9 protein-coding genes are annotated in these 13,868 nt (G+C 63.0%); 7 read left to right on the plus strand and 2 right to left on the minus strand.

The features are described from left to right. The first annotated feature begins 84 nt into the window (after positions 1 to 84). From C41B8_RS07920 to C41B8_RS07950, 7 genes are all read left to right on the plus strand, one after another. Positions 85 to 684 (plus strand): DUF4124 domain-containing protein, encoded by a 600-nt coding sequence (locus C41B8_RS07920; RefSeq protein WP_198025119.1) that lies wholly within the window; start codon positions 85 to 87, stop codon positions 682 to 684. A 308-nt stretch (positions 685 to 992) separates the two neighbouring features. Further along, positions 993 to 2,069, plus strand: a complete 1,077-nt coding sequence (glnL, locus tag C41B8_RS07925; RefSeq protein WP_037336415.1) for a nitrogen regulation protein NR(II) — start codon at positions 993 to 995, stop codon at positions 2,067 to 2,069. Beyond that, positions 2,062 to 3,561 (plus strand): nitrogen regulation protein NR(I), encoded by a 1,500-nt coding sequence (gene ntrC, locus C41B8_RS07930; RefSeq protein ID WP_037336416.1) that lies wholly within the window; start codon positions 2,062 to 2,064, stop codon positions 3,559 to 3,561. The genes glnL and ntrC overlap by 8 nt, the downstream gene beginning before the upstream one ends. A gap of 61 nt (positions 3,562 to 3,622) precedes the next feature. Then, complete coding sequence (locus C41B8_RS07935) at positions 3,623 to 4,399, plus strand: NRDE family protein (protein WP_051883271.1); 777 nt, start codon at positions 3,623 to 3,625, stop codon at positions 4,397 to 4,399. Then, on the plus strand, positions 4,396 to 6,324 hold the full coding sequence (locus C41B8_RS07940) for an alpha/beta hydrolase family protein (protein ID WP_037336417.1): 1,929 nt from the start codon (positions 4,396 to 4,398) through the stop codon (positions 6,322 to 6,324). The genes C41B8_RS07935 and C41B8_RS07940 overlap by 4 nt, the downstream gene beginning before the upstream one ends. Positions 6,325 to 6,516: 192 nt before the next feature. Further along, on the plus strand, positions 6,517 to 8,364 hold the full coding sequence (locus C41B8_RS07945) for an autotransporter assembly complex protein TamA (RefSeq protein WP_037336418.1): 1,848 nt from the start codon (positions 6,517 to 6,519) through the stop codon (positions 8,362 to 8,364). Next, positions 8,361 to 12,230 (plus strand): translocation/assembly module TamB domain-containing protein, encoded by a 3,870-nt coding sequence (locus tag C41B8_RS07950; protein WP_037336419.1) that lies wholly within the window; start codon positions 8,361 to 8,363, stop codon positions 12,228 to 12,230. The genes C41B8_RS07945 and C41B8_RS07950 overlap by 4 nt, the downstream gene beginning before the upstream one ends. A 285-nt stretch (positions 12,231 to 12,515) precedes the next feature. Here the strand turns inward: C41B8_RS07950 and C41B8_RS07955 are convergent, their stop codons facing one another. Beyond that, entirely contained in the window at positions 12,516 to 13,091 is a 576-nt protein-coding gene (locus C41B8_RS07955; RefSeq protein ID WP_037336420.1) for a DedA family protein, read from the minus strand. Positions 13,092 to 13,094: 3 nt separating this feature from the next. Continuing rightward, complete coding sequence (locus C41B8_RS07960; protein WP_037336588.1) at positions 13,095 to 13,769, minus strand: alpha/beta hydrolase; 675 nt, start codon at positions 13,767 to 13,769, stop codon at positions 13,095 to 13,097. Between the last annotated feature and the right edge of the window lie 99 nt (positions 13,770 to 13,868).

A 13,868-nucleotide genomic window follows, 5' to 3' on the forward strand; every position in this document is an offset into this window, starting at 1 on the left:
GTAACGCCGACTACTTCTTCCTCAAAATCAAAGCCGCGTTTCCCGGTAAAGTGCGATGAACCTTTTTTTATGGTGAGACAGACGATGCAGGCAGTGCGATCAGCGCAAGTCATGGCCTGGGCTCTGGCCGCGGCCGGCCTCGCGATAACCGCGCCGGTTCAGGCCACGATCTATACCTGGACCGATGCCCAGGGCGTACTGCACTACAGCGATACGTCACACCCGCCGAGCGCGAAGCCGGCTGGCATCACCCAGGCACCGGCGTCGAATGGCGGCGGGGCCGCGACGGGCGCATCGGGCGCGCCAAGGAACGCGCCGGCCGGCGATGCCCGGGCCCTGCATGTGGTGTCGCCGCAGCCCGGGCAGGTGTTCAACAATACGCCCGGCCAGGTGCCGGTGTCGGTCATTGTCGGCAATACGGACGACAAGGCTGGTCTCGGCGACGGCGAGTCGTTGCGTTACCGACTCGACGGCGCGTCGATCGGCCAGGGGCCGAGTCAGCAGACACGGCTGACGTTATCCAACGTCGCCCCGGGCGCGCATACCTTGCGTGTCACCCTGCTCTATCGCGGGCATGCGGTACAACACAGTGCGCCGGTCTCGTTTCGCGTCCTGCGCGGTTCGGGGGCTCGTCCATCGAATTCGCAGCCGCCGCAGTCGGCGGACGGCCGGCCGCCGTCCTAGGAGGTGTTGAGGTTTGCGCGAGCGCCGCGTTGGCGTCCGCACATCGTGACCGGCAAGCCACGAGTCGCCGGCTATGGGCATGCGCGACCACCCAGACTCGCGACGGCCCCGGGGCGCCCGGGTTGATTTTTACAGGTGGCCCAAGCGAAGCGGTAAGCGCTGTTTTACCGCGATCCCCCGTTGCTGCCGAACAGTGCCCGGGGCGGGCTGGCGTAAAACCGCGGCACAGACTCTAAGCTGCTGAATGACGCCGCGCTTTTTCCGCTTGCTGTATGCAACAGTGGCCTAAACCTTGCGAGGCAGGCGCCATGCGTTCCGAAGATCACAACGAGCATCGTCCCGATACGATTCTCGATAACCTCAAGACCGCCGTCGTGTGTCTGGACGACCAGCTGCGCGTGACGTATCTCAATACGGCCAGCGAAATGCTGTTCGGCGTATCCGCCCGGCACTGCGATCAGGAAGCCTTCGACAAGGCGCTGCCCTATCTGGCGGATCATCGGGGCCGGCTGATTGCGGCCCTGACCGAAGGCGCGGCCTACACCGAGCGTGAACTGCACCTGCGGGCCGGCGGCGGCGACCCGCTGATCGTGGACTGTACGGTGACGCCGTTCACCGATCAGGCCGGCGAGTCCGCCTTGCTGCTGGAATTCCTGTCGCTGGATCGCCAGCTTCGAATCTCCCGCGACGACCAGATGCGGATTCAGAATCTTGCCAACCGGGAAATGATTCGCGGCATGGCACACGAGATCAAGAATCCGTTGGGCGGCCTGCGGGGCGCGGCCCAGCTGCTCGAGCGCGAGATCGACGACGACGGTTTGAAGGAATACACCACCGTCATCATTCGTGAAGCCGATCGCTTGCAGAATCTGGTGGACGATCTGCTCGGGCCACGCCGGCCGCCGAACAAGCAGCTGCTCAATATCCACGAGCCGCTGGAGCATGTCCGCGCTTTGATCGATACCGAGCTGCCGCCCGGTATCACGCTCGAGCGCGATTACGACCCGAGCATTCCGGAAGTCCGGGCCGATCGCGAGCAGCTCATTCAGACGTTCTTCAATCTGGTGGGCAATGCGGTCACCGCGCTGGGCACGTCGGGCAACATTCTGCTGCGCACGCGCACCCAGCGCTTATTCACCATCGGCGGCGTCAAGCATCGCCTGGTTACGCGGGTCGACGTGGTCGACAACGGGCCGGGGATTCCACGCGATCTGCTGCCGCGTATTTTTCATCCCATGGTGTCGTCGCGTGCTGAAGGCACCGGCATGGGACTGCCGATCGCGCAGTATCTGATCCATCTCCACGACGGGCTGATCGAGTGCGAAAGCCGCCCCGGTCAGACCATGTTTAGCGTCTTTCTGCCGATGGAGGCCAGCGATGGCTGAACTCACTGCCTGGGTCGTCGACGACGACGAATCGATTCGCTGGGTGCTTGAGCGTGCGTTGAAGGCGGCCTCGATCAACGTCGTCTGTTTTCCCGGCGGCGCCGAGCTGCTCGACGCGATCGCCGAGGATGTCCCCGATGTGCTGCTGACCGATATTCGCATGCCGGGTATCTCAGGGCTCGATCTGCTCGAACGCGTGCACGCCGTGCAGCCTCAGTTGCCGGTGATCATCATTACGGCGCACTCCGATCTGGATTCGGCCGTGTCGTCCTATCGCGGCGGTGCCTTCGAGTATCTGCCCAAGCCATTCGATCTCGACGAAGCGGTGGAACTGGTACAGCGTGCGGCCATGGTCGCCGAAGAGACCGGGGCCCACGACAAGCCCGCCAGCAAATCCGGGCCCGAGTCGACCATCATCGGCGAAGCGCCGGCCATGCAGGAGGTCTTCCGGGCCATCGGCCGTTTGTCCGCTTCCAACATCACGGTGCTCATCACCGGCGAATCCGGCACCGGCAAGGAGCTGGTTGCCCATGCCCTGCATGAACACAGCCCGCGCGCCGATCGGCCGTTCATTGCGGTCAACACGGCCGCGATTCCCAAGGAGTTGATGGAGTCCGAGTTCTTCGGCCACGAAAAAGGCGCGTTTACCGGGGCGTCCGGCCAGCGCCGCGGGCGCTTCGAGCAGGCCCACGGCGGCACGCTGTTTCTCGACGAAATCGGCGACATGCCGGCGGATCTGCAGACCCGGCTGTTACGCGTGTTGCAGGACGGTCAGTTCTATCGCGTTGGTGGGCACCAGGCGGTCAAGGTCGACGTGCGCATCATTGCGGCCACCAACCAGAATCTCGAAGCCGAGGTGAAGAAAGGCCATTTCCGCGAGGACCTGTTCCATCGGTTGAACGTGATCCGCCTGCGCGTGCCGCCCCTGCGAGAGCGCCGGGAAGATATTCCGCTGCTGCTGAATTTCTTCCTGGGACGCGCGGCGCGCGAACTCAATATGGAGATCAAGACGCTGTCCTGTGGCGCCAGCCAGTACCTGACCGGGCTCGATTGGGCCGGTAACGTCCGCGAGCTGGAGAATCTGTGTCGCTGGCTCACGGTCATGGCGCCGGGCCGCGAAGTGGTGCTGGATGACCTCCCTATCGAGCTGCGACCGCGAGCCGACGCCGGTCATCCCCCATCGGCCATGGGCTTTGGCGCCGAGAGCGCAACGGCCGACGCGCCCGCCGCACCGACCAGCGCCGAGCCGAGCACGCCCGTGGCGCCGGCCAAGTGGGATGCGCTGCTGTCGACCTGGGCGGACGAGCGCTTTGCCTCGGGTGCCGATCATTTGCTCGACGAAGCGATTCCCCGGCTCGAACGCGTCATGATTCGGGCCGCACTGGCCCATACCGACGGCCATCGACAGGAGGCGGCGCGACTGCTCGGCTGGGGACGCAACACCCTGACGCGCAAGATCAAGGAGCTTTCGATGTCGGACGAATCCGCCTGACTATTCGGGGCGGGCGCATGATAGCGTCGTCGGTCTATTACTCGATCGATGGCGAGGACGCATGTGTCTCATCGTGGTGGCGTGGCAGGTCGATCCGACCTGCCCGCTGGTACTCGCGGCCAATCGTGACGAATTTCACGAGCGCCCCACCGAAGCCGCGCACTGGTGGACAACGCCGTCGGGCCTGTTCGCCGGGCGTGATCTACGCTCCGGCGGTACCTGGTGCGGCGCGGATACCCAAGGCCGCATAGCGGCAGTGACCAATGTCCGGGAGCCGGGTTTCGACAACACCAGCGCCCTACGTTCCCGCGGCGCGTTGGTTGCCGATTTCTTTGCCGGTGATGCGGATGCGCGTGGCTGGGCCGAGCATGTGGCGGGCATCGGCGCCGACTATGGGCCGTTCAATTTGCTCGTCGCCGACCGGTCGCGACTGTGTTTCGTCTCCAATCGCGACAGCGCCGGCGTCCGGGAACTGTCGCCGGGCATCGTTGCGATTTCCAACGGCCATTGGGGGGAACGCTGGCCCAAGACGCAACGCGCCGAACGCGGCATGCGACGTGAACTGGCCGCCGGCACGCCGGTGACCGACGCGCTGTTCGCGCTGCTCGCCGACACCGAGCCCGCGGCTTATACCGAGTTGCCGGATACCGGGATACCGCGCGAACATGAGCGTTTTTTATCCTCGCCTTTCATCAAGGGGGAGCACTACGGGACCCGTGCCTCGACCGTGATTCGTCGCCATGCACAAGACACCCTCGATTTTCACGAACGCGGCTTTGCTCAAGCCGGGCAACCAGTGCACCGTATACATCAATCCTGGTCCATTGGTTCCACATGAAACCGATTCGTCCTTACGGCAGCTGGCCTTCATCGATATCCGCAGCCCATGTCGCGGCCGCCGGGCGCAAGTTCGCCGATCTTCGGGTCGACCGCGGCGCGCATGAGGGCCCTCGGCTGTACTGGCTGGAAAGCCGACCGGAAGAAGCCGGTCGCAATACCATCATGACGCTGTCCGAGCATGGCGCCACGTCCTGTCTGGACGCGCCGGCCTCCGCGCGCAGCGCGGTTTATGAATATGGCGGCGGCGCGTTTGCGGTGCACGCCGGGTTCATATGGTTCGTGAATGCCTCGGATCAGGCGGTCTGGATGCGCGATCCGGAGGGACATTTATCGGCGATCACTGATCCGGATGCGGATATCCGTTTCGCCGACCTGCAGTACGACGCTCGTTTCGGCCGATTAATCGCGATTGCCGAGGATCTCGACGAATCGCTCGACGAGCCGGCGGCCCGGGTCGTGAGCATCCATCGCGACGGCAGCGTTCATACACTGGCTTCGGGCCAGGATTTCTATGCCAGCCCGCGTCTGTCGCCCGGGTCGGATCGGCTGGTGTGGCTGGCCTGGAATCATCCGAACATGCCCTGGGACGTGAGCGAGCTATGGCAGGCCTCAATCGACGACGAGGGTCATATCGGATCGCCCACGCCGCTATGGCAGCCCGACGACGTCTCGTTGTTCGGACCGGTCTTCGATCCGGACGGTCGTTTGCATGTGGTGGCCGATGTTGACAACTGGTGGAATATTCACCGCGAAAACGAGGCCGGCTTTGAAGCGTTGACGGCCGAGCAAGGCGAATTCGGCGTGCCGCAGTGGGTGTTCGGCCAGTCGACCTACGATTTTACCGACGATGGCCGCTTGTTCGCGCTGCTTGCCCAGGACGGTGCCTGGCATCTCGGCGAAGTCGATCGCGATTCCGGCACCTTCAACGCGTGGCGCCACGATTGCGATTTCTTCGAACAGATTACCGCCATCGGCGATCGTATCGCGGTGGTCGCGGCCAACCCGGCACGGGCCAAGCATATTCGCCGGCTGGATATCGAGGGCGCCGGTGAAGTATTGCGCTCGGCGGACAGCCTGCCGGCTGATGCCGCCCTGTCGCGGCCCGAGTCGATGAGCTGGCCGACGGGTGGCGACGAGATCGCGCACGGTCTGTTCTACCCGCCCGTCAGCGAACGCTGGACGGCGCCGCCCGATGAACGCCCGCCGCTGATCCTGAAGTGTCACGGTGGCCCGACCGGGGCCACCGATACCGCCCTCGATGCCCGAATTCAGTACTGGACTTCGCGTGGGTATGCGGTACTCGACGTCAATTATCGGGGCAGCACCGGCTATGGGCGGGATTATCGAATGGCGCTCGACGGCGTCTGGGGTGTAGCCGATGTCGAGGATTGTCGCACCGGCGCCGCGTATCTGGCGGAAGCCGATCGCATCGATCCGGATCGCGTACTGATTTCGGGGTCGAGCGCCGGGGGCTATGCCGTGCTGTCGGTGCTCGCGTTTACCGATCTGGCGGCCGCCGGTGCGAGTTATTACGGGATCGGGGATCTCAAGCGCCTGCTGGCGTCGACGCATAAATTCGAATCGCGTTATCTGGAGCGCTTGATCGGTCGCGACGACGACACGTTGATCGCGCGCTCGCCGCTGTACCACGCCGACCAGCTGTCTTGCCCAGTGCTCTTCCTGCAGGGCGGGCAAGACAAGGTGGTGCCGCCGGACCAGGCAGAGTCCATGGTGGAGGCGCTCAGCGAGCGCGGTGTCCCGGTGGCTTACGTATTGTTTGAATCCGAACGCCACGGATTTCGTAATGCCGATAATGTCATGACGGCGATCGAGGCCGAGCGCACGTTCTACAGCCGGGTCCTGCGCATTTCCGATGTCGAGGATCTCGAACCCTTGACCATCGAGAATTTCGATAGCGCATAACTCGCGAATCGTATCGCGGTGATCGGCGGTGGGGTATCCGGGGTGGATGGTATCGCCCGATCGCAGGCTTCTGGGGTAGTCTGGATTGTACGCAAGGGATTTTTCTTCGATCGCGACGTTGCTGTTGTTAGTCATTGATTACAGCGCGTTTGTCGCGCGTGTCGCCACGGGCCGCGAAACCATGCAGTCACTGTGAAATACGTTCGTCCACGTGGGTACACCACCACAGCCGTCGTCGGCCTGGCCGCGGCCGGCATGGTCGCGCTGGTGCTCATCCCGCGGGCCTTGGCCGATGATGTCGACGTACAGATCAAGGGCATCGGCAATCCGCTCGAGAGCAACGTGCGCAAGTCGCTTTCGGTGGCCGGCGATCACAAGCAGCCGTGGTCGCCCGATCAAATCCAGCGCCTGTTTCGACTGGCGCCCAAAGAAATCAAGCAGGCGCTCCAGCCTTACGGCTACTTCAATCCCGAGATCAACGAGCGCCTCAAACAGCCCAGCGGTAATTCCAAGACCTGGCACGCGCGCTTCAATATCAAGCACGGCCCGGCGACCAAGATCACGCGCTTGAATATCGACGTCGAGGGCCCGGGCGATCAGCTCGAAGCGATACAGTCCGCGCTGCACTCGACCGAGCTCAAGAAAGGCAAGCGCCTGGTCGAATCCCAGTATTCGGATACCAAGAGCGCGCTATATAACGCGGCCTACAATGCCGGATATCTGGACGCGAAGTTTTCCAAGTCGGCGATTCGGGTGAACCCGAAGACCAATACGGCGGAGATCGATCTCGTGCTCGATACCGGCGAGCGTTACTACTTCGGTCCGGTCACGTTCGATCAGGATCTGCTCAACGACAAGTTCGTACACCGCTATGTACCGTTCACGCCGGGCCAGCCGTATGACGCCGAACAACTGATCAATCTCCAGCTGGCGCTGTCGGATACCGATTATTTCAGTCAGATTGAGATCAACGCGCCGCGCGATAAAGCGACCCGCGCCCCGGCGATGAATCAATGGTTCTACGATCTGATTTATCCGCCGCAAGATCCATTGCAATCGATCGGCGAGTTGCGGATTCCGGTCACGGTCAAAGCCAAGCCGAGCAAGGGGCAAAGCTACAAGATCTCGGCTGGCTACGGTACCGACACCGGGCCCCGTCTGGGGCTGGGGGTCAAGTTCCGTCACCTCAATCAGTATGGCCACCAGTTCCGCACCGATCTACGGATTTCCCAGATCCAGCGGACGCTGCAGTCGTCCTACGATATCCCGATCGGCGACGTGACTCAGGACAAACTCAGTTTCACCGCCACCATCAGCAATCAGGACTTCGGCGATATCACGTCCACGCTCTATGGTGTGGGCGTGACACGCGACACCGGCTGGCAGCTGGGTCGGCAGCGCGCCTATATCAAGCTGGAACGGGAGTACTACAACCTCGGCTACGGCTCGCGTAACAGCACGCTGCTTTATCCCGGCTACAACATCACGCTGCAGAAAGCCGACAATCTGCTGTTCACGCACAAGGGCGTGAGCCTGTCGCTCGATGTTCGCGGCGCCAGCGACAAGTTGCTGTCGAGTACCAACTTCATCGAGGGCGATTTCAGCGCCCATGCCGTGGTTCCGGTGACCGCCAAGACCCGTATCGTCATGCGGACCGAGCTCGGTGCCATCGAAACCGACAATTTCAACGAAGTGCCGCCGTCCCAGCGATTTTTCGCGGGTGGTGATCGCAGCGTGCGTGGCTACGCCTATCAATCGATCAGCCCGACCAACAGCAAGAACCAGGATGTGGGCGGTCGCTATCTGGCCACCGGTAGCGTCGAAGGCGACTGGTTCTTCTACAAGAAGTTTGGCGTGGCGGCGTTCTTCGATGCGGGTGACGTAACCGACAGCCTGGGTAATTTCAGCTTCAAGCGCGGGGTGGGTATCGGCTTCCGCTGGGGCTCGCCGGTGGGCATGGTGCGGCTGGATCTGGCGCATCCGCTGGATGACTCGAGTACCCCTGTTCGTATCCACTTCAGTCTTGGGCCCGATCTTTGAGTACGCCGCAGAACAACGACGACCCGACCCCGCAACCGGCGCCGAACAAGACGCCGGCGCGCCGGCGTTCGTGGCTGTGGCGCATCCTCAAGTGGACGCTGCTGGCGTTGCTGATTGTAGTCGTCGTATTGGTGGGCCTGGTCTGCTGGGTTGGCGGCACGCGCACCGGTACCGAATTCGCCTGGCACCAAGCGCAGCGGTTCATGCCGGCCGGCATCCATATCGATTCGGTCAAAGGCCGCCTGATCGGGCCATTGCACGTCTCCGGCGTCGATTACGATACCGATGCGATGAAAGTGCATGTCGGCTCGATCGATTTCGATATGGATTTCTCGGCGATCTGGCACCGGACCGTTCATATCACCCATCTCGATGTCGCTAACGTCGATTACAAGGTCCTCAAGACGACGCCGACTCAGCCCAAGCAGAATAGCCAGCCGTTCTCGCTACCCCAGCAGATCAATCTGCCGGTCACGGTGATCGTGGATCGCGTGGCGGTTACCGACGTTTCGGCGGTGACCGCGCCCAAAGCCAAGCCGGTCAAGGTCGATAGCGTGAAGCTGACCGGTGCTCGGCTCGATGACGCCCAGTGGCAAATCAAGTCGCTGACCGGCCACGGCCCGATGTTCGATCTCGACGCGCATGCGGCGGTCACGCCGAACGGCGGCTACAACACGAACCTGCAAGCCAAGGCCGAGCTGCGCCTGCCGAATTACGCGCCGTTGTCGGCGACCGCCGATATCACCGGCAACCTGGATGATTTGCATCTGGCCGCTAACGTCGCTTCGCCCTATAACCTCAAGCTCACCGGCGACATCACGCATGTGTTGTCCAAAATGGGCATCGACGCCGAAATTCAGGCCAAGGGCGTGAAGACGCAGGCGATCAGCAAGACATTGCCCAAGATCGCCGCCGATGCCGATATCAAGGCCAAGGGCCCGGTCGACGATCTGGGCGTGCAATTGTCGGCGAAAGTGGACAGCGCCGACTACGGCAAGGCCACGCTCGACGGTGGGCTGCACTACACGCCGAAGACAGTCGACATCAAGAACCTCAAGATCGGGGTGCCGGCCACGAACGGCCAGCTGACGGCCAACGGCCAGGTCGCCATGGCCTCCGGCAACAAGATGGATCTGACCGTCGATTGGTCGAATCTGGCCTGGCCGCTATCGGCCAAACCGTCCTACAAGTCGGACAAGGGCAAGGTCCGGCTCACCGGCACGCTGGACAACTACGATCTCGATACCCAGCTGGTCTGGCAGGTGGTCGGCCAGACCCAGGGCAAGCTGGCCGCCAACGGCTCCGGCAGCCTGAAGGCGTTCGACCTGAAATCGCTGGATATTTCCGGGGGGCCGGGGCATATCACCGGGCATGCCAGAACCCGATGGTCGCCGAAGCTCGATGTCGACGCGCATCTGGAAGGCAGTCATATCAATCCGGGCGCGATCGTGGCCAACGTGCCGGGCGACTTCAATCTGAATGCCGACGTCACGGCGACCCAGGTCGGCCAGCAAATTCACGCGGATCTGAAAACGCTGACCGCGCACGGCAGCTTGCGCCATCAGCCGCTGGATCTGAAAGCGAAGGCGCAGTACCTGGGCGATCACGTCAAGGTGGATACACTACATCTGGTATCGGGGGCCGCGACCGCCGATATCAACGGTACGTTTGGCTGGACCCCGGACGCCAAGCTCGACGGCCAGTGGTCGATTCACTCGACGGATCTGTCCACGATCATGCCGGGGCTGGCGGGTAGCCTGCAGACCGATGGCCGCGTATCCGGCCGGTTCAAGGCACCGGACGTTACCGCCAAGCTCACCGCACGTCACCTCGATGCCTATGGCAACAAAGTCGATGCCGCCGACCTGAACGCGAAGGTGGACTGGTCTGGGGCGACGCAGTCCAAGGTCGATCTGGCGGTGCGCGGGATCGATGCCTCCGGCCAGAAGATCCACAAGGTCACGCTCAATCTCGACGGCACCCCGTCCTCGCACCACCTGGCGCTGAATCTCGACAGCGATACGGCCAAGGCCGATCTGGCTTTGACCGGCTCACTCGACAAGAAAACCTATCGCGAGAAGTTCACGCTGCACCGGCTGACCGCCGGCTACGAAAAGCTCGCGCCGTGGTCGTTGGCGGCGCCGGCTTCTGGAGCCATCTCCGCCGGCGCTCAGTCGATCGACAACGCCTGTCTGACCTCCGGCCGGGCGCGCCTGTGCTTGACCGGCAAGCATGATACGAAGGTGAGCCAGGGCCATATCGAGTTGTCGAATTTCAACTACGATTATGCCAAGAGCTTCTTCCCCGACGGCCTGGCGGTGACCGGCTCGGTTTCCGGCCAGGTGGACGCCAAGCTGCCCACCGGCGGTACGCCGCAGGTCAACGCCAATCTGCAAACCTCGGCCGGCACGGTCAGCATGACCAATCCGCAGGGCGAGACGGTCAAGGTGCTCGAGATGCGGCCCGGCCACATCCAGGCCAAGATGGCCAACAATGGCCTGGATGCCAACGTCGACCTGCCCTTGGCCGGCAGCGACGGCATTCGGGCGCAGGCCACGGTGGCCTCCGGACGCGGTAGTCTGCTCAAGCATTCGCTCAACGGGCAGTTGCATATCGGCCTGGCGTCGATGGGATTCATTACCCAACTGTCGCCCGAGGTCGCGACTTTCGACGGCAAGTTCGCGGGCGACATGCAGCTTGGCGGCACGCTGGCCAAGCCGACCGTGCTGGGTCATATCGGGCTCGATGCCTCCAAGATCGTGCTGGTGACCCCGGGCCTGACGCTCACCGACGTGAGTCTGGCGGCCCAGGGTCGGGGCCAGTCCATCGGGATCACGGCCGCGGCCAAGTCCGGCGGCGGTACGCTCAACGCCAACGGCGACATCTCTCTGGCCGATCGAGGGCAGACGGTCAATCTCGCGATCAAGGGCGATCACTTCCAGATCGCGCATATTCCCGACGTCACGGCCTACGTCAGTCCGGATCTCAAGGTCGCGGTGACACCGTCGAAGGTAGATGTCAGCGGTAGCGTGACCATCCCCGAGGCCTCGATCACGCCGCGCAACCTGCCGGCTTCGGGCGTGACCACGCCCTCCTCTGATCAGGTGATCGTGAGCAACAAGCCCAGCCCCACGAAGGCAGCGGCACGCGCGATCCACGCCGATGTAAACGTGATCCTCGGCAAGAAAGTCCATATCGACGGGTTCGGTCTGAAAGCCGATCTGGGCGGCAATCTGCGGGTCGTGCAACAGCCGGGTAACGAACCTACCGGCACCGGCGCGATTCACATCAACAACGGTTCCTATCAGGCCTACGGCCAAAGCCTGGATATTCAGCAGGGCAAGATTCTGTTTGCCGGCGGCCCGGTCAGCGAGCCCGGCCTGGATATCAAGGCGGCCCGCTACCCGACAGATAACGTGACCGTCGGTGTGCACGTCCGCGGAAGTATCAAGAATCCGAAGCTGCAATTATTTTCGACGCCAGCCATGAGCCAGTCGGAGCAGCTGTCCTGGCTGTTGCTCGGCCGGCCGCTGGATTCCACCAACGGGCAGCAGTCCAGTCTGGTCGCCCGTGCCGCGTTGGCGCTCGGGTCTTCACGCGGTAACAAGGTATTGCAGGATATCGGCAGCAAACTGGGGCTGGACAATGTCGGCATCGGCACGGGCGCCGGCAAGAGCAGCAGCCAGGCCGCGCTGACCGTGGGCAAATATCTGTCGCCGAAGCTTTATGTGGGCTACGGTCTGGGTCTTTTCGATCAGGTCTCGACTGTCACCATGCGTTATACCCTGTCGTCGCACTGGACGCTCGAGACCTCATCGAGCGGCAAGTCGACCGGTGGCGACGTGGTCTGGAAGTTCGATCGCTAGTTACAAGCCCCCGCACAAAGCTCGATGTTATTCGGGGTGATAAAGCACGTACGCCGGGCATACGCACCGCGGGCGGCGGTCAAAAGCCACTTGAAATAGCGGATGGCGCCGGTTGTGTGCGGCGTTATCAAGCGCCATCCGGCCTGCGTGAGACTTGCGGGCCGGTGGGCCAGCGCCAATCGCGGCGCATGACGTGGAGCCGAGCGTTCTGAGGCGGTCGGCCGACTCGATTCAAAGCAACGGGCGTGATGCCGATGTCCGCCGATCGCGCCGGCCGGAGCGGGCTCAGTCGCTGTTTTCGTTCGAACGGCGCCGCAGGTAATACACCAGCCAGGCCGCCCCGGCCAACACAATGACCAGCGCGAGCAGGGCCTGCTCGATGTTCTGGATATGGCTGATCGCCTGCCCGATCGCATCGGCCAGGTAATGGGAGACGACGGTGACGGTGGTCGACCAGATCAGCGTGCCGATGAAATCGTAGAACAGGAAACGCCAGGGCGAGACGCCGAGCGAGCCGAGCACGAACGGGGTAAGCGAACGCATCGCCCAGAGGAACCGGAAGCCGATCATCACGACGGCGCCGTAGCGTTCGAGCAGGGCCTCGATCTGGGTCGCCCTCGCGTGCCAGCGCGGGCGTTTGGCCAGCGCCGGTCGGCCCATTTTGTGGCCGATATGGAACCAGATGTTGTCGCCCAGCAAGGTACCGATGGTCGCGGCCAACCACACGCCGTGTTCGGTCAATACGCCGTTGTTCGCGGCCAGCATGCCCAGAAGAATCGAGGCCTCGCCCTCGAAGAAGCAGCCGGCGGCGACCGCGAAATAGCCGTATTCCGCGATCAGATGCCACAGCGTATCGATCATGCGTTACCGCTCCAGGCGTTCGCGCAGCCAGCGGCCGATGGTTGCGATCTCGGGCAGACAAACCTGATGGGCCATGGGATATTCATGCCAGTCGACGGCGTAGCCAGCGGCGAGGAGCCGGTCTCGGCTGCCGTGGCCCAGAGCGATCGGCACGATGGGGTCTTCGCTGCCATGGGCCATGAAAATCGGAATACCGCGGTTGGCGTCGCTCGCCTCGGTGGCCAGCGAGTCGTGTAGCGGCAGATAAGTTGAAAGCGCCATGATACCGGCAAGCGGGGTGTTATGGCGCAGCCCTGCATGCAGCGCGACCGCCCCGCCCTGGGAAAAGCCGGCCAGCACGATGCGATCGGCCGGGATGCCAGCGTCGATCTCGCGGGCGATCAGTGTCTCGATTTCGGCGGTGCTGGCCTCGATGCCCGGGCGATCCTGTTTATCGGCAATATCCGCGCCCTTGATGTCGTACCACGCGGGCATGCGCATGCCGCCGTTGATCGTTACCGGTTGCTGGGGCGCGTTCGGAAACACGAAGCGCACCGAATGCGCGTCCCCCAGCCCGAGTTCCGGGATGATGGGCACGAAATCATTTCCATCCGCGCCCAGACCGTGCAGCCATATGACGCTGGCGGTTGCCGGATTCGGCGGTTGGATTTCAACGCAGTCGAGCATGATGTGGTCCATGAGCAGGGTACCGATGGCGAAGTCTGGACAGGCGCTGAACGACATGCAACATCGCCCATGCGACATGCGGCCACCCTGGCCTTCGACACCCAAGAGAGT

It is taken from the genome of Salinisphaera hydrothermalis C41B8 (assembly GCF_000732535.1).
GTDB lineage: Bacteria > Pseudomonadota > Gammaproteobacteria > Nevskiales > Salinisphaeraceae > Salinisphaera > Salinisphaera hydrothermalis.

Bases quoted from the DNA above. Each gene is read 5' to 3' on its own strand.
- C41B8_RS07920 (WP_198025119.1), top strand. From the start codon at position 85: ATGCAGGCAGTGCGATCAGCGCAAGTCATGGCCTGGGCTCTGGCCGCG.
- glnL (WP_037336415.1), top strand. From the start codon at position 993: ATGCGTTCCGAAGATCACAACGAGCATCGTCCCGATACGATTCTCGAT.
- ntrC (WP_037336416.1), top strand. From the start codon at position 2,062: ATGGCTGAACTCACTGCCTGGGTCGTCGACGACGACGAATCGATTCGC.
- C41B8_RS07935 (WP_051883271.1), top strand. From the start codon at position 3,623: ATGTGTCTCATCGTGGTGGCGTGGCAGGTCGATCCGACCTGCCCGCTG.
- C41B8_RS07940 (WP_037336417.1), top strand. From the start codon at position 4,396: ATGAAACCGATTCGTCCTTACGGCAGCTGGCCTTCATCGATATCCGCA.
- C41B8_RS07955 (WP_037336420.1), bottom strand. From the start codon at position 13,091: ATGATCGATACGCTGTGGCATCTGATCGCGGAATACGGCTATTTCGCG.
- C41B8_RS07960 (WP_037336588.1), bottom strand. From the start codon at position 13,769: ATGGACCACATCATGCTCGACTGCGTTGAAATCCAACCGCCGAATCCG.